The sequence below is a fragment of the Winogradskyella sp. genome, from assembly GCF_013213975.1.
GTDB lineage: Bacteria > Bacteroidota > Bacteroidia > Flavobacteriales > Flavobacteriaceae > Winogradskyella.
Genome location: NZ_JABSST010000017.1, coordinates 22221 through 41690, shown reverse-complemented (window position 1 = coordinate 41690; position 19470 = coordinate 22221). Strand labels below are relative to the sequence as shown.

Here is a 19470-nt window from a genome sequence, read left to right as displayed (position 1 = left end):
CCGAAGAGGTAAGAAAAGGTAATGTTGGTATTATTCAAGATCCACATGGAGCAATAATCGCGATTCAAAATACTAAATCTTAAAGACTATGAAAAAGACTAAAAAAATAACATTATTAATTCTTACTTTATTATTAATGGAACTATTTCATGGATGTGCGAATGCACGCTGGCGTACTGAGGCCGGTTTAAATGTATCATGGGGACCAAATGGACCAAGAGTAAGACCACATGTAGATTTTGACATATATAATGGCGGAAGATTATAACTTATCAACTATTAAACAACATAGATTATGAATTTTAAAAAAATAATAGCTGCAGCCTTTGCATTACAAATGATTTTCATGCCAACCTCCTTTGGATGTACAGGAATAATTATTAAAACCGAAAATGGGATATCAATTCCTGCAAGGACCATGGAATTTGGGTTTGATGTGCGCTCAAAACTATTGGCCATTCCAAGAGGAACGACAATAAAATTTCTAAGTTCTATTGACGGTAAGGATGGTTATACAATGACTACAAAATACGGTTTTGCTGGAATGAATGCTGTAGAAAAGAATATCGTAGTTGATGGAGTCAATGAAGCTGGCTTATATCTAGGATGCTTCTATTTCGCTGGATTTGCATCTTATGAAAAGCTCACCTCTGAGAATCAATCAAGAGCTGTTTCTAGTGAAGAATTTGGTAATTTTATACTGGGTAGCTTTGCTTCGATTGATGAAGTTATCAAGGGGTTAAATGATGTTACTATAGTTGGATCTTTTATTGAGGACATTCAAGGCGAAGCTCCATTTCATTATGCAGTTACTGATAAGTCGGGACGCTCTGTAGTTATTGAATATACAAAAGATGGTCTACAGATATACGAAAATACAGTCAATGCTATATGCAATAACCCAACTTACGATTGGCATCTTACAAATTTGAGAAACTATGTAAATTTAGCACCAAATAACGCTAAGGGGTTTAGTTTAAATGGTAAGAACTATACACCACTTGGCGAAGGTACAGGCATGCTTGGTCTTCCAGGCGACTACACCTCACCCTCTCGATTTGTAAGAGCCACTGCCTTTGTTAATACAACACTTCCTAGCCAAAATATAGAAGAAGGCATATTTCGTGCTTTTCACCTGCTAAATGCATTTGATATTCCTAAAGGGGTAGTAAGACAACCAACACCCGATGGAGTTCACACCGACTATACAGTTTGGACCTCTGCTGTAGATACCAAAAATTCAGTGTATTATTATAAAACATATAAAAATCAAAATGTTAGGAAATTAGTGTTAAAAGATATCTTAGAAAAAGCCAACGGAAAAATGTATGTGATTGAATCAGAAACACCCTTAACTTACGACACTGTAATTAAAAATTAAATGATGCTTAAAAAATTAAATACAATTGTAATTCTTATAGCCTTAATAACTTTAAGTTGCAAGAATGAAAAACCAAATACAAATCAAAACAAACCCTTAGTTAAAGCGGCTGCTAATAGCCTTAAACAAACTGTATTCTATGGTGGTGACATCATAACCATGGATGGGAATGAGCTGGAACTTGCTGAAGCTGTAGTGGCGCAAAATGAAGAAATTGTGTATGTAGGTTCCCTCGCTGAGGCTAAAAAAGAATTTCCAGAAGCAATAGAACATAACCTTAAAGGCCGCACTCTAATGCCGGGTTTGGTAGAGCCACACGTCCACCCCTCACTGGCAGCCACTATGCTGCCCAATGAGATTATAGCACCCTACGACTGGGTATTGCCAAATGGTACTAAAAAAGGAGTTACAGGACACGATGCTTATATGGACCGTATCACCAACTCTATTAATGACAATGCTAAAGAGGGTGAAATGTACTTTATCTGGGGGTATCATCAATTATGGCATGGTGAGTTATCACGCGATATGATTAACACCATTACTAAAGATAAACCCGTGGGTATTATTCACCGCTCTTTTCATGAAATTTATTTAAATGACGCAGCAATTACACTTCTAGGTATTACCGAGGAGGATTTTAAAGGCAACCCACAAGTGGAATGGGATAAAGGGCACTTTTATGAAGGTGGCTGGCTGGCATTGGTGCCAAAAATGGCACCTATAATGCTTGAGCCTACCCGCTACATGAAAGGACTAGGGATGATGACCCAATTAATCCAACAAAACGGAATTACCACCGTCGCTGAACCAGGTTTTCCAAGTTCTGATTTTGATGGTGAGTTGGCACTTCTAAAAAAGGAAATGGCCAAAAACCCACCTTATGATGTGTATTTAATACCCAGTGGTACACAATTATTTTCAATGAAAGGGGGTAATGAAGAAGCCATGGCTTTTATGGAAACCTTAGACACTACTTACAGTACAAATAATATTCATTTTTTACCAAAACAAGTAAAATTATTTTCTGATGGTGCAATATATAGTCAAGCGATGCAAATGAAAGATGATTACACCGATGGTCATCATGGAGAATGGATGACCCCTTTGGACTTATTTCAGAAACAAATAACAATGTATTATGATAACGATTATAAAATTCATGTACATTCTAATGGTGATAAGGGCATTCAACAAGTACTGGATTTTCTTGAACTCGATCTTAAACGTAATCCACGATCAGATCATAGACTTACCTTACACCACATGGGGTATTTTACAGATGATATGGCCCAACAAATTGCAGATATGGGCGTTGAAGGCTCAGTAAATCCATATTATTTATGGGCTTTAGCCGATAAGTATAGTGAAGTTGGTTTAGGAAAAGAGCGTGGAGAAAACTTGGTGCGTATCAATAGTTTAGTTACACGAGATGTACCTGTTTCTTTTCACTCCGATTTTTCGATGGCGCCGATGGAACCACTTACCTTAGCATGGACTGCAATCAATAGAGTTACTTCTCAAAATAGTGCGTTTTCGCAAGATCAGCGTATTTCTGTTTACGATGCTATGCGTGCTATAACCATTGACGCTGCTCGCACCCTTAATTTAGAAAAACAAATAGGTTCTATAGCAGTAGGAAAACGTTCTAATTTTGTGATTCTTGACGCTAGTCCTTTTGTTGTGGATCCCATGAAAATCAAAGACATAAAAGTTCTAGCAACTGTATTTGAGGGTAACTTTAATATAATTAAATCTAATAACCTTAAAACCAAATAAATTACGTAAAGCCTATTTAAAACGAGTAAAAAAAATAAACCTCGGTCATTAAATATATATCTGTTAAATGGATAAGTTTAAACACAAAATTAAAACTACTATGAGACATATTTCAACTATTATGTTATTCCTGATGACGTTCTTAACGAGCTGTAAGGGCGAAGACACAAAAAAAACATCGACGGAATCGACTAACACAGCCGTTGCCGAACCCTACAAATTAAACCAAACTGTCTTTTTTGGTGGAGATATTGTCACCATGGCTGGTGAAGAACCAAAATATGTTGAGGCCGTTGTTCAACGCGAGGGTCAAATAATTTTTACCGGTAGTAAAGCAGACGCTTTAGCGCGGTTTGAAGGTAAAGCAGACCTTGTAGACTTAGAAGGAGGGACTATGCTTCCAGGATTTATAGATGGGCATGGCCATGTATTTAATGTAGGTTTGCAAGCGGTCTCCGCCAACCTACTACCGGCTCCAGACGGCGATGGTAATAGTGTTGAAGCTTTACAAAAGATACTCAAAGATTGGATTGCTGAAAATCAAGAATTTATTGACACTACGGGCTGGATTATTGGTTTTGGATATGACGATTCACAATTAGACCGCTACCCTACTAAAGAGGATTTAGATCTCATTTCTACTGAAGTACCAATTATTATTATACACCAATCTGGTCACCTTTCCGTTGTAAATTCAAAAGGACTCGAATTGGTAAAATATACCGCTGAGACGGAAGATCCAAAAGGAGGTAAAATAAGACGTGTAGATGGAAGTAATGAACCTAATGGTGTCTTGGAAGAAGTGGCTCATTTTATGGTTTTATTAACTGGAGTCCTTCCAAACATTACACCAGAATTACAAGATGATATGCTTGTAAAAGGACAGGAACTTTACGCATCATTTGGTTATACAACTGCGCAAGAAGGGCGCAGTACACCAGATGGTTCGGCCACTATGGAACGAGCAGCAGAAAATAATGCTTTAATATTAGATGTTGTATCGTATGTAGATATACTGAGTAACAGAAAGGGTGCAAATTCTAAATACCAAGGACAAACGTATACCAATAAGTACAGAGTGGGTGGCGTTAAATTAAATCTTGACGGATCACCGCAAGGAAAAACCGCATGGTTGTCTCATCCGTATCATATTGTACCTAGTGGAGAATCAAAAGATTATCACGGGTATGAAAGTATGAGCGATGAGGAAGCCTATAAGCATGTTGCTGATGCCTATGAAAATAACCTCCAAATTATGGCACATTGCAATGGTGACTCTGCCATTGACCAATACATTAAAGCTGTAAAAAAAGCAAATACCGAATTTGGTAATGATGATCGTAGAACTATTATCATCCATGCTCAAACCGCTAGAGAAGATCAATTAGATAGTTTTGTGGAGGAAAAAATATGGCCTTCATTTTTCCCGATGCATACGTTTTACTGGGGAGATTATCACGTAAATTCAGTATTAGGAAAAGAGAGTGCTTACAAAATATCGCCTACAAATACCGCATTAAAAAAAGGACTTAAATTTACAAGTCATCACGATGCCCCTGTTGCGTTACCTAGTTCCATAAGAGTTCTTTCTGCAACAGTAACGAGAAAGTCGCGAAGTGGCGCTATTATAGGACCTGATGAACGTGTTACGGCATATCAAGGTCTCAAAGCTCTAACAGATTGGGCAGCTTACCAACATTTTGAAGAAGCTACTAAAGGTACTATAGAAAAGGGAAAAGTTGCTGATTTTGTGATCTTAGATAAAAATCCGCTAAAAATCGACCCACTAGAATTAGAAAATCTAAATGTTATTGCCACCTATAAAGGTGGTAAGGCCATTTACAATAAATAAAAAAGGGCTTACTTTTTAGATTAAGAAGTAAGCCTCTAATATACGATGTCAAATAGCATTCAAGAGTTAAGCGTTAGAAAAGTTGCCTATCCCATTGCCCAAAGTCAAGTTATGGTAGACGACATATTTATTGATGGTATATCATTACAGAAAACTTTAAAAACAGACTATAACGAATTGTTTGCAAAAGGACGTTTTAAAGAATCATTTATACTCTATCTAGGCAGAACACTATCTGACCTATATCATAGTAAGGATAAATTCTTACAATCGCCATTGCCGATAGAGGGCCAGACACATATTTCTCCCTTATATGGCTGTGCAGACTCTTGCTGTGTTTACCTGTATGTAAAGGTCACTAGGCAACAATCGATAGTGCATTGGAAGCAGATTGGGCGAAATACGGCATTTTTAAATGCATCATCAGACACAAATATTGAGTGGCTGACAAAATTCGAACCTTTAAAATTCAATCTCACTAATTATAAAACTATCATTCAAATTTTAAATTAAAACTATGAAATCAAACTTAGTCATTCTAATATTATGCCTCCTGTTTATCCAATGTAAGGATACTGATCAGGCAAGCTCATCGAAAATTGAAAATAATAATACAGCAACAGAAAAAGAAAATGTAACGAATAAAGCAAACCAAGTAGTAGGAGGGTTTAGTGCTACAGAAGTTACACCATTAATAAAAGAACTTGCATCTTATGTGCTTAATGAAAATAACATTACAAGTCCTTTAAAAGAAATCACAAATGCTTCAAGTCAAATAGTTAGTGGAAAGAACTACAAATTTGATATGGTACTAGAAGATGGAAAAAAGTATAGGACAAAAGTGTACGTCAACTTACAAAATGAGAAAGAAATTTTAGACTTTGAACTTATTCCATAAAAATGATTCGCCAAATACTATTTATAGTTTCACTACTTTTTATAACTTCAAATGTTACATCTCAAAATGATGAATGGAAAATTCTAGGGACAAAGGATGTGACCTTTAAACAAGATGAAGATATTATCAACCTTAGAGGCGACGAGAAAAATATTAAAAAGTTTAAAATTAAATGTACTCAAGGTACCTTAAAACTTAAAAAGATCGTTGTCTACTATAAAGACAATACAGAGGATGAAAAAAAACCAAATGGCACTGGTCTTATCTCTAAGGGAATGAGTTCCTTTACCTTTTTAATAAACAAGGATAAAACCCCAAACAAGATTGGTCTAATCTATGAAGCCATAGGTAATATGGTTATCACTAAACGAGCTAAAATACAATTACTTGGACGTGAATAAACTTGTACATTAAATCATAACAAACTAAATATTAACAAATGAAAAAAATTTTTATTACATTTTTTGGAGGTCTGCTAGGTCTTATTATAGGTGCTCAAAATAGCGATACCACCATGACTGTTGATGCTTCAAAACCAACAAACTTATACACACAAATAAATGGAGCATTTGAGTATCAAGCACATCAAAACAGTAGTGATTTATATGGTACACGCATTAATGTACAGTATGCCTTTGACCCTGACAACTTGCTGTTAGTTGAAATTCCACTATTGTATAATGAAGGCACTAAAAAATTTGGGATGTCAGATACTAGGGTGCGTTATTTTCATGCCCTAAAAAGAAATATTACTGAGCGTTTGATAGCTATTGCGCCGTATGCAGATATTACTATACCAACAGGTTCATTTTCAAATGGTCTTGGCGCCGATGTTTGGTCACTATCCGCAGGAGTTGTGGCTGGTTATGTTGTTTCTCCAAAAATTGGTATGTTTCCTGGGATAGGTTATGTGCATGTCACTGAACCAAATGATTATTCTGGTAAGTCTCAAAATGGTATCAATTTACAAACCAATATGAGTGTGAGTTTTAACCAACGAGCTTTTCTTTTTATTAATCCTATCGTTACTTTTTTATCAGATACAATTTGGAGTGGTGAATTTAATTTCAATTATATGATAACACCTAATAAGTTTAAAGTAAATGCTGGTTATTTTCCTAATTTCACCAATGATATTAATACGTTTAGAATCGGTGCAACACTATTTTTATGAAAGAAAAAACAATTAAAAGTCGATTAAAAACTATTTTATTTCGCTTTCTATTAATTAGCGTCATTGTCTTTTGTGCAATTCTTTGGATTTGCTCATGGACCTATTCTGAGGGTACACGTTCTGGAAATCTAATAAAAGTCTCTAAAAAAGGTGTTGTATTTAAGACTATTGAAGGTGAATTAAATCTTGGTGGTGTGAGCACGATGGAAGGCTTAGAAGGAAATATTTGGTCCTTTACTGTTTTAGATGGTGCATTAGCTGATGAATTTACACCTTATGAAGGCAAAAAAGTAAAAGTATATTATAGGGAGCGTTATAAGACAATGCCATGGCTAGGTGACACAAATTATATCGTTACAAAAGTCGAACTAATCGAGCCTTAATCTTAATAAAATAATTACTATTTGCACATTTTAAATGGGACTAGTTTATTTTATTAACAATGAAAAAGTTTACTTTATAATGATATACACTATTTTAAAATCGGCGTGTAGTCGATTCACCTAGCTGGAAAGAATAAAAATATTTCGATGCTCTTTAATTCTAGGAAATCACTTATTTTAAAGTTTAAAGTATAAACTTAGATAGTAAAAAATACGTTCTATGAATTAGATTGATAATATCATTAATTATATGTTTTAAGATAAAATACTTAGTATGAAAAATTTGATTTACGTGTTTATTTTATGCTTCTTTTGTAGTTGTGCACCAACCATGGACTATACATGGACGAAAAACTCTTATAAAGGAAAAAAGTTTAATAAAATAGGGGTTGTTGTTGTTAGTAAAGATCAGGCGGTAAGAAACGCTCTTGAGAATAAAATTGTATCAGACCTAAAAGAACAAGGTGTCGACGCTATAGCAAGTATTACAAGTTTTTTGCCTGTAAATGCACCAAAATCTGATTGGAACACTGATCAAATAGCTTCCAATCTTAAATCCTACGGTTGCGATGCGGCTATAGGAATTAGTCTTGTTAATATAAAGGATAGAACTGATTTTATCCCAGGAAGTTCTTATATCTATCCAACTGGGTACTATAGATATGGCCGTCATATCTATACCAATTACAACCGCGTGTATTCACCCGGTTATTACGAGCAAAATATAGAATATGTTATTGAATCAAATTTGTATGATCTAACCGTGAATAATATAGAAATAAATGCGATGGTCTGGAAGGGTCAGTCCTCTATTACAAATCCAAGATCGGTATCTGGTGGAAGCAAGATTTATGCTGATAATTTGGTTGATTATTTGATTAAAAATAATATTATCATTAAACCAGAACCTTAATTATGAAGAAATTATTCTATTGCTGTCTTTTTATTTCTATTGTTATTATATCTTGTAAATCTGATATGAAAACAGAAACTGCATTTTTTTGGATCAATAGCTCAAAGATTGATTGTGCTGGTGTAGGCCCTATGGAATGTCTACAAATAAAACGCTCTGAAACTGGTGCATGGGAGAATTTTTATGATCGTATTGAAGGTTTTGATTTTGAACCTGGTTTTATTTATCATATTGAACTTACAATTGATGAGTTGAATGAAAATACATCACCCGCGGATAAATCCAAATTAAAATATACTTTAGTAAATACAATTAGTAAAGAAAGAGATAAAAAATATTTTTTAAATGATATTTGGGCTGTAACACGTATAGGAGAATTGACTATTGACAAATCAACACTTCAAATACCTCAACTTGAAATTTCTATAAAATCGATGCAAATTATGGGTAACGATGGTTGCAATAATTTCAGAGGATCAATTGAGATTTTAAATGAATCAATGATGAAATTTGGTCCAATAATGAGTACCAAGAAATTGTGCTTGGATATGACAATCCCAAACGCTTTTAATGCCAACATATCAGACGTACGATCTTTTAAAAGAGAAAGCCTTAAGTTAACATTATTTGATAAAGACGGTGTGGCAATTATAGAATGCCTAAAAGTTGACTAAAATCCATTTTATGAATATTTCAAACTTAATGCATCCTAGTCAATGGAGTACTCTAAAGAAAATAAGTGTAGGGTTCATTTTGCTACTGGTAATATTTATGATTTTAGCCCCTTCTTTAGTAAAAAGATATATAGTTAATAACAGCGAGGAATTAATTGGTAGAAAAACTGAAATAAGTAGTTTAAAGTATAACTATTTTACCAGTGTTATTAAAGTTTATGATTTCAAGCTTTTTGAAAAAAATGATACTGAAGTCTTTGCTAGTGTGGATACTCTAATTTTAAATTTAGAGCCATTAAAACTGATAAGTAATACATTGGAAATAGAACAATTTTACTTAAAAGGTTTTATGGCGAAAGTTATAATGAAGCGTTCAGAATTTAATTTTGACGATTTGGTTGCTCTTGCAAATGACGAAGAACGAGACACTACAATCAGAGAGGATTCTGATCCTTTCAAATATAATTTTTCAAACATTGAGGTAAAGGACTCGAAATTTGTTTTTGATGATCAAAATGTTAACAAAGAAACTTCTATTGATAATATCTCGTTTACCATTCCTAATATCAGTTGGGATCAAGAGGAAAAGAGTAATGCTGATATACAATTCAATTTTGAAAATGGTGGTTATTTTGAATCTACTGTGAGGATAAATCCAGTTAATGGTGAATTTAATACATCAATAACTTTATCAAATCTAGCCCTTCACCCCTTTTATGACTATGTGGCGCAATATGCAGAAATTAATGATTTTAATGGCTCACTGAACGCTGATGTTTCAATTAATGGAAATACAAATGATATCCTTAAGTCCATTGTATCAGGAAACTTAGACATACAGAAGTTCCAAATGCTAGATGCCGATAGCAAAAAGTTCTTAGGTGCCGACAAAATTAGTACAGACATAAAGATTATTGATTATTTCAATGAAAATTATGAATTGAATTCATTAAACATTGACAATTCTTATGCTTTTTTTAAATTAGATTCAGTTTCCAATAATTTTGCCAAAATTTTTAAGGTAGACGAAACTACGACTACTAATGTTACAACAGATAGTTTAAAGAAACAAACAGAAAAAAATGTTCAATATTCCATAAATAAATTAAGATTAACTGATGGCGTCCTTGACTATACGGATAATTTAACCGGTGAACCTTTTAACTATAATTTAAGTGCTATTGAAATTGATTCGGATAGCATTACTAGCACTAGCAAATGGATTGATATTTATGCTACCATGCTCCTTAATAATCGAGGAACCTTAAAATCAGATATAGGTATCGATCCTAATAATCTAATGAACTCCACCTTGGATTTTGATATTCAAAACTTTCTGCTGGAAGATCTTAATATTTATACTAATTACTATACGGGTCATCGCATTTTAAAAGGGGACATGTATTACTTTTCTAAATCTAAATTAACAAATGGAGAAATTGATAGCCAAAATAAATTAATAGTAAAGAATGCCTCTCTTGAAAATTCAAAGGGAGGGCTTTATGACCTTCCACTGAAGTTTGCCTTTTTTCTTTTAACAGATAAAAATGGCGACGTAGAGCTCGATATTCCTGTACGAGGTGACCTCAAGGATCCTAGTACAGATATAGGTCCTATTATATGGAAAACTTTTAAAAATGTTATAGGAAAAACTGTTGCTGCACCTGTTAATTTTTTAGTAGGTTTAGTTGGTGGAGACCCAAAGGAATTAGAAGAGATAAATTTTACCTATAGAGATACCATACTCAGTCAAAAGCACAAAAGACAACTCTCTAAATTAATAGCCTTAGAAAAACGTAAAGACTCTCTCAAAATAACGATGACATATTATGTGGATTCCCTCCTATACAAAGAAGCTTTAGCTAAGGAGTTTGTAGGCAATACATTCTTGCAAGAAACGGGTAAAGACTATCTAAAAAATGACGCTGATTTCAATACATACGTATTAAATAAAGTTGGCAACGATTCATTAAATTTTAATCAAGGTATTAAAGCACTCACACTTAATCAACCAATTGATAGTTTATTTAAACAAAGAAGATCCTCAATTTTGAACCTTGTTAAAAATTACATTAAAGAAGAGTACCCTATTTCAAATATCAGAATCATAGCATCAAATCCAAATGATCCACAAAACTCAGGATCCTACCCTAAATTTTTACTTACTTACGGCCTCCTTGAAGATGATGATAGTACCCAAGATTCTAATTGACGACTGCTAAAAAGTAAGCTTAGTTGTTTAAATTTAATTGATTTAAACATCCATTTGATACCTTAATGATTACGACAGAATTAAAGCTTAGTGCACTATTCGGCTAATAAAGTAGAACTTATTTTCACTTGAAAAAATGTCTTATCCCCTTTTTGATTTACCAGAATTGAGATGCACTCTAACTATTCTATTGACCTAAAGAAATTAGTATGCATATAATACTTCTTCACGATCCTTATTGTTTTAATTAAAATTTAAAATTATTCATAATACTATTTAAAACTTTAGTCAGTCAATACTTCAACGATATACTTAGATTCGACCAGTAATAGGGCCTTGTCTTAAATCGTAATGGTTTTGTATTAGTGAATTAATGGTGTGTGTATCTCGTTTAACCTGGATTAATAAATGGTACTAATCTGCTTACACCTATGGATATTAGTATATTATAACAACCGTTTTCGTGAGGTGTCAAAATAGTGCTTCGCATTCCCCTACCAACTTTAGTGATAACTTTTTTACTTCGATTTAGTGATGAGAATGAGTAATTTAGAAATTAATGCCAAATATTTTCTTAAATTAACCATTGATATCAATACAATTGAAATCGATGCTACTCATTCTAAGATCAATAACATAATTCTGAACTAAAAACGAGCAATTTAAATTAGCGAAATCACAATGAATAAGGCAATATATATATTCAGGCTTATATGTTCTTTGGCATTTATTTTAAGTTCTTTTCATACTGAGGGACAAGAAATCTTGAACTCAAAACCAACTCATAATGATAGTTTATCAATTAAACCAAATCTATTAGAATCCGCCCCGATAATAATTGACTCTGACACATTATTTTACATAAAAAATTCTCCTGGAGATTATCCAGCTATACTTAGAGCTGTTGATATAAACACTCGCTTGGGCGGTTTCAAAGAGAATTATAACAAACTTTTGGACAGTTTTTCAATTGTACCTTTAAATAATTATGTCGAATTGAAATTGAATAATAATGTTCTAATGATCATCACTGCTTCGGACGCCTCTTTTGAAGATATGACCTTAAAAGAACTTTCCCAATTGAGATTAGATAAAATTCAAGCTGGCTTTTCAAGAGCAACTGATTTAAGCACAAAGGAATGGATAAAAAGAATTGCTCTCTTTTTTCTGTCATTATTGATCCTGTATGGAATAATTAAATTAATCAATTTATTTTTTAATAAGATGAATTTAAGGATGATGAAAATTGAAAAAAAGTTCTTGAGTGGTCGAGGGCATTTACTCAAATATTTTATTCCTGGTAATTCAAAAAATATATTTGTTTTCCTTGTTAGTGTTTTACGTTTAATATCTATTGCTATTGTTCTTTTTATTGGCGCACCTTTTCTTTTTAGTTTTTTCCCTTTATCTCAAAATTTAGTTGAAAAATTCTATCAATATATCGAAGAGCCCGTAATATACGTGTTCAATGGTATTATAAATTTTATACCATCTCTATTTTTCATAATTGTTATTGCAAGTACCGCGCGATATGTAGCAAGAGTGGTAAGGGCGATTACCATAGATGTCGAATTAGGCAAGTTAAAAATCAATAACTTTCATAAAGATTGGGCCAGACCGACAGGGAAGTTATTATCGCTATTTGTTTATGCATTAGCTCTTGTTTTAATTTTCCCTTATCTTCCTGGTTCAGGGTCAAGTGCCTTTCAGGGAGTGTCTATTTTTATTGGTGCAATTATTTCTTTTGGATCTACCTCTGCCATTGCAAATATTATTGCTGGTGTTGTTATCACATATATGCGTCCTTTTCAAATTGGTGATCGGGTTAAAATTGATAATATAATTGGAGATGTGATTGATAAAACAATACTAGTAACACATCTAAGGACCACAAAAAATGAAGATGTTACAATACCAAATGCCAATATTTTAACAGGAAATATTATAAATTATTCTAGTCACGAAACAGGGAGCATCATTTTACACACAACGATAACCTTAGGTTATGACGTTTCTTGGAAGAAAGCCAATGCGCTATTATTAGAAGCAGCAAATCGAACACCATTTTTAATGAAAGATCCTAGTCCTTTCGTTCTACAAACCAGTTTGGATGACTTCTACGTAGCTTATGAATTAAATGCACATACAAAAGAGTACAAAAAGATACCGGTAATATATTCTGATATACATAAACATATTTTGGATATTTTTGACGAAGCTGGAGTTGAAATATTATCGCCAGGATACATAGCTGCACGCGATGGAAGTTTGACAACAATACCCAGTCAAATAAAGAAAAATTCTAAAGGTCAAATATCAAAACTCGTTGATCACCTTACCGGTAGAAATCAACCTATTATCAAAAAGAACAATCAAAATCCATTTAACGATAAAAAAACCTAATGCATTGCCTAAGGTATTTTAGCAGACAATTTCTCATAAGAGATGATTTTAAACTACTCCTTTATATTGAAAATAGTAATGTAATGTTATAATTAAAGAAAGTTAATTGATTATCAATTCTGACATATTTAAAGTTTTTACAATGAAAAAGTATTTGTCGCAAAGCGTAACTCTCATAGTGTTTATAATATTTAATTCATGTTCTTTGGTTAAAATTGAGAGTGAACAAAAGCCACTTTCACAATTAGAATTGAACACGCGCTTACTAACTCAAGAATACATAAAAACAGCATCAGAAAGAGTAGAAAAAGGCGCTGACAGCCTTCTTGAGATTAGCAGTGACATTGAAATACAGAAAAATGCCTTAAAATGGAAAATTAATACCTTAAGATCTTTAAGACAAGTTGGGTTTCAAACATCTCCTAAGCTCGCTCTTTTAGATTGTTGGTCGATTAGTGTTGCCGTAAAGGATTTTTTTCAAAGCGACTCTACTAAAAAAATGTTTACACCTTATAACAACATCCCAATAAATATATCTAAGGACAATCTCAGGCAAATCGAGAAGATTGCTAGCATGGTGCTTCCGTCAAAAGAGTTTAATAAACATAAAGACTTTGTAGAAGCATATGCTAAATCTAATCCTGTATACGATCTAAACTTAGACCACAGATCAATAAGAGAATCTTATTTCGATTTTAAGAATATTCCTGATAGCTTGGCAATTGAAACTGTAGGTTCATTATCAGAAGTCGTTAATGATCTATCCAATAGAATTACCTATACATCCGATAATACTGGAAAAAGCTTACGATGGAATACAGAATTATTTTTAAAAGAAAAAGGAATTGATACAACACAAATTAAAATACTTGCAGATAGCTTAGACGTAAAATTTAGTAAATTAGTAGAGCTAGCAGAAAAATCACCCGTTCTTATTGATGATGCTTTAAATAAACTTCAAGGGCAATTAAATAGTTTTAACTGGAGAATTGACCAGAATATGAATACATCGTTAGAGCATTTATCTGAAGAAAGAAAGAAATTAATTGAGTTTTTAATAAGTGAAAGAAGAGCGTTAGATAAAATTATAGCTAGAGAAAGAGAATTACTTACCAATAAAGCCGACGAAATAAGCTCAAAACTTGTTGAGCAAACCATGGGGCATACTCAAGAGCTAATTAAAACCTCTCTAATATATTTGATAATTTTACTGGCTGTAATTATCATATTACCATTTTCTATGGGCTACTACCTAGGAAAAAGATTGAGAAATTCCAAAAACAACTAAAACAAAAAAGTCATCTCTGTTAAGAAATGACTTTTTGTGATCGCGACAGGATTCGAACCTGTGACCGTCTGCTTAGAAGGCAGATGCTCTATCCAGCTGAGCTACGCGACCTTTTTGTCGGGGTGGCAGGATTCGAACCTGCGACCTCCGCGTCCCAAACGCGGCGCGATAACCGGGCTACGCTACACCCCGAAAATTGGTTATCAAATTGCGGAGAGACCGGGATTCGAACCCGGGCAACACTTACGCGTTGACAGATTAGCAATCTGCTCCATTACCACTCTGGCACCTCTCCTAAACTATTTTAAGAACGTTCCTTAAAAATGCGGATGCAAATGTAACTTTTCAATTTCAAGAACGCAACAAATTTTTTCAGTTTTTTGGAATAAAATTTAGATTATTCTGGATACTCAATCCTTAAGTGGTAGATATTAGCTAGCTTATGTTTTAAGACCTTCTTAATGGCTTGAATTTCTTTAAAAGTAATATTGGCATTTAAAAATTGTCCACTCTCCATTTGTTTATTGATAATGTTTTCAACAAATTCATTAATCTTTGTCGTCGTTGGTTCTTTTAAGCTTTTAGAAGCTGCCTCAACACCATCACACATCATTAAAATGACGGTTTCCTTACTAAATGGTTTTGGTCCTGGATATTCAAAATCTTCAGTATTGGTCTCCTCATCATTTGCTTTTTCCTTCATATAGAAATAGTAGACTGTACTTGTGCCATGATGTGTCCGAATAAAATCAATGACGCGATCAGGTAAATTATTCTTTTTAGCAATTTCAATACCGTTGAGCACATGGTCAATAATAATTTTTGCACTTTCTCTATTTGAAAGTTCACCATGAGGATTTATTCCTGTACTTTGATTTTCAGTAAAATATGTTGGATTGGTCATTTTACCAATATCATGATATAAAGCTCCTACTCTAACCAACATAGCATTAGCACCAATTTCATTAGCTGATGCTTCTGCTAAATTAGCCACATTTAACGAGTGATGGAATGTTCCAGGTGCTTTATTCGATAATTCTTTGAGCAATTTAGTATTAGTATCTGAAAGCTCTAGGAGCGATACATCAGAAACTAATCCAAAAATCTTTTCATAAATATAGATTAATGGTTGCACAAATAATGTGGCTAAACCACAAAGAATGAACAGTCCAAAGGTCTCCCATTTTAAACTTGTAACCTGCCCCTCTTGAATTACAAAAAATGCAAAGTAAGCAATGATATAGATTAAAGTTATTTGACCGACTGAGATAAAAAGATTGGCTCGCTTATACAATTCAGATACAGTTAAAATCGTAACTATTCCAGCAATTATCTGCAGAAACATATATTCATAACTATTTGGTACAATAAATCCCAATAGTAAAACTGTAAGCACATGAGCAAAAAGGCCAAGACGAGCATCAAAAAATGCCTTAAGTATTAAAGGTAAAATACATATTGGAACTACATAAATGTATTGCGAATTATAATTTATAATTAGTGTTGATAAGACAACCATTAAAACTACGTTAAAGATTATAAAAGTTACCTTGGTATTATTACGAAAGACCGTTGCTCTATATTTTCTAAGAAAAAGAAGCAGCATCAATAATGTCAGCGCTACCAAAAGGGTGTAGGCTACTAAAACCCAATTATAATTGGTTGTATTCCATGCTTGTGATTCGTATTCCGATTTTAAAGAATTAAGGATATTGTACTCTTCATCTTCTACAATTTGACCTTTCGATATAATAAGCTGATCTTGATCAATAGATCCTCGAGTTAGTGAAATCTGAGCCATCTCTTCTTCCAAGGCATTTAAGGTCAAACTTTTATTAAGAGAAATGTCAGGTTTTATAATATCGAAAAACAAAGAAATCATCTTGTTACGTCGTTCTAAAGACGTTAAATTTGAGAAGTGTTTATCGAGACGCTGGCGTAAACCACTCATTTTAACTAAATCAGAATATTCAAGTTGTTTTACTACCGTATTTGAAGATGTTAAGATAGCGGGCTTGTTTGAAGGGTAACTATAATCACTATCAAGTATGCCTTTATCATATAGGTAATTAATCAGTACTTTACCAGATTTATACAATGCTATATCTCTCGAGTTTAAAACTAAAGTATCTTGAAAAGTCTGATTAAACTTTGACTCATATTCAGAATGCACTTGATCTTTAATTTCTGAATTCTTGTCAAAATAAACCGATGCATTCTCTTCTATTTCGAGTCTTTCGGAATCTACTTCTGTCTGTGATTTCTTAATCGCAAAATTAAATGGCGCATATAAATTCTCTGATTGCCAGGGTTTTCCTTTTTCGAATGAATATCGGAATTTTCCTGTTTTTGGAAATAGATAAACAATGAAGAGTGTGGTTACTAAGAACAAAAGTATCTTGTAAATTAGTGCATGATTCTTGTACCACTTATTTAGAAATTCCTTCATATCAACCAAATGTAACAAATATTAGAATTTTAGACCTTCATAATCCCTATTACATTCCAAAATATCTTAAAAATTGATTAATTTCGCAGCTAGATTTTAAACCAAATAAAATGAATAAGGACGTCGTAATCGTTTCTGCAGTTAGAACGCCAATAGGTAGTTTTTTAGGAAATTTATCAAGTGTTTCTGCGCCGCAACTTGGTGCTTGCGCGATCAAAAGTGCACTTGGCAAAATTAATTTAAATCCAGAAATGGTAGATGAAGTATTAATGGGAAATGTTGTGCAAGCAGGAACAGGTCAAGCACCTGCAAGACAGGCTGCAATTTATGCTGGCATACCTGATACTGTGCCTTGTACAACTATAAATAAGGTCTGTGCATCAGGGATGAAAGCAGTGATGCAAGCAGCTCAAGCGATCCAATTGGGTGATGCAGATATCGTAGTTGCTGGTGGTATGGAAAATATGAGTCTTATTCCTCATTATTACCATGCAAGAAGCGCAACAAAATTTGGACCTGCGACTTTAGAAGATGGCATGCAAAAAGATGGTTTAGTAGATGCTTATGATAAAAATGCAATGGGTGTTTGCGCTGATGCTTGTGCTGTAGAATACAATTTCACGAGAGAAGATCAAGATGCATTTGCGATTCGAGCATACGAGCGTTCTAAAGCAGCGTGGGATAGTGGGAAATTCTCTGATGAAGTAATACCGGTTAATGTTCCGCAAAGACGTGGTGATGACCTAATTATAGACAGGGATCAGGAATATACAAATGTCAAGATGGAAAAAATTCCTACTTTAAGACCCGCATTCACCAAAGAGGGGACGGTTACAGCAGCAAATGCCTCAACTATTAATGATGGAGCCGCTGCACTAGTTTTAATGAGTCGTAGTAAGGCTGAAGAACTTAGTTTAAAAATACTTGCAACCGTTAAAAGTTATGCTGACGCAGCACATGATCCGAAATGGTTTACTACAGCGCCAGCTAAAGCCTTACCTAAGGCCTTAGCCAAGGCTAATATTGAACTAGATGATGTTGATTATTTTGAATTTAATGAAGCTTTTTCTGTTGTTGGATTAGCAAATATGAAAATTTTAGGACTGTCTGATGATAAAGTTAATGTGAACGGAGGTGCAGTTTCATTAGGCCACCCTTTAGGATGTTCTGGAGCACGAATCTTAGTAACCTTAATTAATGTTCTTCAGCAAAATAATGCTAAAATTGGGGCGGCCGCAATTTGTAATGGTGGCGGTGGTGCTTCTGCAATGGTACTAGAGCGTTCTTAAAAACAATCTATGCAATACGGCATTTGTAATCTTGGAATAGTTCCAATTCGTTTAGAGCCCAGTGATACCAGTGAAATGGTAACACAAGCTCTTTATGGTGACTATTTTAAGGTTTTAGAGCAAAGAAAGAAATGGAGCCGTATTCGTTTTGCTTTTGATAAGTACGAAGGTTGGATGGACAATAAACAATATTTAGAAGTGAATGAGGAGACATATAGTAACTTATCTAAATCTAAATTAAACCTATCCACTGATCTAATAGAATACGTAAGTGATGCTGCAGAGCAACTTTATCCAATTCCAATGGGCTCTGAGTTAAATAGTTTAGCATTTTTAAATCATAATTTTGATGGTAATAGATTGACTGAGAAAAATGAAAAATCTAACCTCATCAAAACAGCCTTTCTCTTTTTAAATGCACCCTATTTGTGGGGAGGCAAAACTCCTTTTGGTATTGATTGTTCAGGTTTTACACAAATGGTTTATAAACTGAATGGCTTTTCCCTTTTAAGAGATGCCTCACAACAAGCAACCCAGGGCGTTGCCTTAAGTTTCATCGAAGAAAGTGAGCCAGGTGATTTAGCCTTTTTTGATAATGCGGAAGGCTCTATTATTCATGTTGGCATAATAATGGAAAACAACTATATAATCCATGCTCATGGAAAGGTACGCATTGATCGATTAGATCACAGTGGTATTTATAATGTTGATAAAAACACCCACACTCATAAGTTAAGGGTTATCAAAAAAATTATATAAAAAAAGCGACTTTAAA

Annotated in this window: 17 protein-coding genes and 3 tRNA genes; 16 read left to right on the top strand and 4 right to left on the bottom strand. The window is 33.7% G+C overall.

What is annotated here, in order from left to right:
* The first annotated feature begins 88 nt into the window (after window positions 1–88).
* From HRU49_RS03805 to HRU49_RS03740, 14 genes are all read left to right on the top strand, one after another.
* Window positions 89–268, top strand: coding sequence for a hypothetical protein (locus HRU49_RS03805; protein WP_296354330.1), 180 nt, complete (start codon window positions 89–91; stop codon window positions 266–268).
* A gap of 27 nt (window positions 269–295) precedes the next feature.
* A complete protein-coding gene (locus HRU49_RS03800; RefSeq protein WP_296354328.1) occupies window positions 296–1381 on the top strand; it encodes a choloylglycine hydrolase family protein in 1086 nt (361 codons plus the stop codon).
* A gap of 3 nt (window positions 1382–1384) precedes the next feature.
* The gene (locus HRU49_RS03795) at window positions 1385–3160 is read left to right on the top strand and encodes an amidohydrolase (protein ID WP_296354327.1); all 1776 of its coding nucleotides are present in this window, start codon (window positions 1385–1387) and stop codon (window positions 3158–3160) included.
* 100 nt (window positions 3161–3260) lie between these two features.
* A complete protein-coding gene (locus tag HRU49_RS03790) occupies window positions 3261–5012 on the top strand; it encodes an amidohydrolase family protein (RefSeq protein ID WP_296354325.1) in 1752 nt (583 codons plus the stop codon).
* A gap of 45 nt (window positions 5013–5057) precedes the next feature.
* Window positions 5058–5525, top strand: a complete 468-nt coding sequence (locus HRU49_RS03785) for a hypothetical protein (RefSeq protein WP_296354323.1) — start codon at window positions 5058–5060, stop codon at window positions 5523–5525.
* A 4-nt stretch (window positions 5526–5529) separates the two neighbouring features.
* On the top strand, window positions 5530–5910 hold the full coding sequence (locus tag HRU49_RS03780; protein WP_296354321.1) for a cystatin domain-containing protein: 381 nt from the start codon (window positions 5530–5532) through the stop codon (window positions 5908–5910).
* 2 nt (window positions 5911–5912) lie between these two features.
* Entirely contained in the window at window positions 5913–6311 is a 399-nt protein-coding gene (locus HRU49_RS03775; RefSeq protein WP_296354319.1) for a hypothetical protein, read from the top strand.
* A 38-nt stretch (window positions 6312–6349) separates the two neighbouring features.
* Window positions 6350–7084, top strand: a complete 735-nt coding sequence (locus HRU49_RS03770; protein WP_296354317.1) for a hypothetical protein — start codon at window positions 6350–6352, stop codon at window positions 7082–7084.
* Window positions 7081–7467: a 6-phosphogluconate dehydrogenase gene (locus HRU49_RS03765; RefSeq protein ID WP_296354315.1), complete on the top strand. Its 387-nt coding sequence runs from the start codon at window positions 7081–7083 to the stop codon at window positions 7465–7467. Before HRU49_RS03770 ends, HRU49_RS03765 begins: the two co-directional genes overlap by 4 nt.
* 274 nt (window positions 7468–7741) lie before the next feature.
* Window positions 7742–8380, top strand: a complete 639-nt coding sequence (locus HRU49_RS03760) for a hypothetical protein (RefSeq protein ID WP_296354313.1) — start codon at window positions 7742–7744, stop codon at window positions 8378–8380.
* 65 nt (window positions 8381–8445) lie between these two features.
* Entirely contained in the window at window positions 8446–9054 is a 609-nt protein-coding gene (locus HRU49_RS03755; RefSeq protein WP_296354311.1) for a DUF4377 domain-containing protein, read from the top strand.
* A 10-nt stretch (window positions 9055–9064) separates the two neighbouring features.
* The gene (locus HRU49_RS03750; protein WP_296354309.1) at window positions 9065–11266 is read left to right on the top strand and encodes a DUF748 domain-containing protein; all 2202 of its coding nucleotides are present in this window, start codon (window positions 9065–9067) and stop codon (window positions 11264–11266) included.
* A 681-nt stretch (window positions 11267–11947) separates the two neighbouring features.
* Window positions 11948–13669 carry a mechanosensitive ion channel domain-containing protein gene (locus tag HRU49_RS03745; protein ID WP_296354308.1) on the top strand — a complete coding sequence of 574 codons (1722 nt, stop codon included), beginning with the start codon at window positions 11948–11950 and terminating at the stop codon, window positions 13667–13669.
* 142 nt (window positions 13670–13811) lie between these two features.
* Window positions 13812–14957 (top strand): hypothetical protein, encoded by a 1146-nt coding sequence (locus HRU49_RS03740; RefSeq protein ID WP_296354306.1) that lies wholly within the window; start codon window positions 13812–13814, stop codon window positions 14955–14957.
* Window positions 14958–14994: 37 nt separating this feature from the next.
* On the opposite strand, the gene HRU49_RS03735 is transcribed toward HRU49_RS03740, so the two are convergent.
* The 4 genes from HRU49_RS03735 to HRU49_RS03720 all read right to left on the bottom strand — a co-directional run bounded on the left by HRU49_RS03735 (window position 14995) and on the right by HRU49_RS03720 (window position 17406).
* Window positions 14995–15068, bottom strand: a tRNA-Arg gene (locus tag HRU49_RS03735).
* A gap of 6 nt (window positions 15069–15074) precedes the next feature.
* Window positions 15075–15149 (bottom strand) — tRNA-Pro (locus HRU49_RS03730).
* Window positions 15150–15168: 19 nt separating this feature from the next.
* Window positions 15169–15252: transfer RNA gene (locus tag HRU49_RS03725), tRNA-Ser, on the bottom strand.
* A 102-nt stretch (window positions 15253–15354) separates the two neighbouring features.
* A complete protein-coding gene (locus tag HRU49_RS03720; RefSeq protein ID WP_296354304.1) occupies window positions 15355–17406 on the bottom strand; it encodes an HDIG domain-containing metalloprotein in 2052 nt (683 codons plus the stop codon).
* 110 nt (window positions 17407–17516) lie between these two features.
* On the opposite strand from HRU49_RS03720, the gene HRU49_RS03715 reads away from it, so the two are divergent.
* Entirely contained in the window at window positions 17517–18695 is a 1179-nt protein-coding gene (locus HRU49_RS03715; RefSeq protein WP_296354301.1) for an acetyl-CoA C-acyltransferase, read from the top strand.
* Window positions 18696–18704: 9 nt separating this feature from the next.
* Window positions 18705–19454, top strand: coding sequence for a C40 family peptidase (locus HRU49_RS03710; protein ID WP_296354299.1), 750 nt, complete (start codon window positions 18705–18707; stop codon window positions 19452–19454).
* The last annotated feature ends 16 nt before the right edge of the window (window positions 19455–19470 follow it).

Bases quoted from the DNA above. Each gene is read 5' to 3' on its own strand.
- HRU49_RS03765 (WP_296354315.1), top strand. From the start codon at position 7,081: ATGAAAGAAAAAACAATTAAAAGTCGATTAAAAACTATTTTATTTCGC.
- HRU49_RS03715 (WP_296354301.1), top strand. From the start codon at position 17,517: ATGAATAAGGACGTCGTAATCGTTTCTGCAGTTAGAACGCCAATAGGT.
- HRU49_RS03740 (WP_296354306.1), top strand. From the start codon at position 13,812: ATGAAAAAGTATTTGTCGCAAAGCGTAACTCTCATAGTGTTTATAATA.
- HRU49_RS03750 (WP_296354309.1), top strand. From the start codon at position 9,065: ATGAATATTTCAAACTTAATGCATCCTAGTCAATGGAGTACTCTAAAG.
- HRU49_RS03710 (WP_296354299.1), top strand. From the start codon at position 18,705: ATGCAATACGGCATTTGTAATCTTGGAATAGTTCCAATTCGTTTAGAG.
- HRU49_RS03790 (WP_296354325.1), top strand. From the start codon at position 3,261: ATGAGACATATTTCAACTATTATGTTATTCCTGATGACGTTCTTAACG.
- HRU49_RS03785 (WP_296354323.1), top strand. From the start codon at position 5,058: ATGTCAAATAGCATTCAAGAGTTAAGCGTTAGAAAAGTTGCCTATCCC.
- HRU49_RS03775 (WP_296354319.1), top strand. From the start codon at position 5,913: ATGATTCGCCAAATACTATTTATAGTTTCACTACTTTTTATAACTTCA.
- HRU49_RS03755 (WP_296354311.1), top strand. From the start codon at position 8,446: ATGAAAACAGAAACTGCATTTTTTTGGATCAATAGCTCAAAGATTGAT.
- HRU49_RS03760 (WP_296354313.1), top strand. From the start codon at position 7,742: ATGAAAAATTTGATTTACGTGTTTATTTTATGCTTCTTTTGTAGTTGT.
- HRU49_RS03800 (WP_296354328.1), top strand. From the start codon at position 296: ATGAATTTTAAAAAAATAATAGCTGCAGCCTTTGCATTACAAATGATT.
- HRU49_RS03720 (WP_296354304.1), bottom strand. From the start codon at position 17,406: ATGAAGGAATTTCTAAATAAGTGGTACAAGAATCATGCACTAATTTAC.
- HRU49_RS03745 (WP_296354308.1), top strand. From the start codon at position 11,948: ATGAATAAGGCAATATATATATTCAGGCTTATATGTTCTTTGGCATTT.
- HRU49_RS03805 (WP_296354330.1), top strand. From the start codon at position 89: ATGAAAAAGACTAAAAAAATAACATTATTAATTCTTACTTTATTATTA.
- HRU49_RS03780 (WP_296354321.1), top strand. From the start codon at position 5,530: ATGAAATCAAACTTAGTCATTCTAATATTATGCCTCCTGTTTATCCAA.
- HRU49_RS03770 (WP_296354317.1), top strand. From the start codon at position 6,350: ATGAAAAAAATTTTTATTACATTTTTTGGAGGTCTGCTAGGTCTTATT.
- HRU49_RS03795 (WP_296354327.1), top strand. From the start codon at position 1,385: ATGCTTAAAAAATTAAATACAATTGTAATTCTTATAGCCTTAATAACT.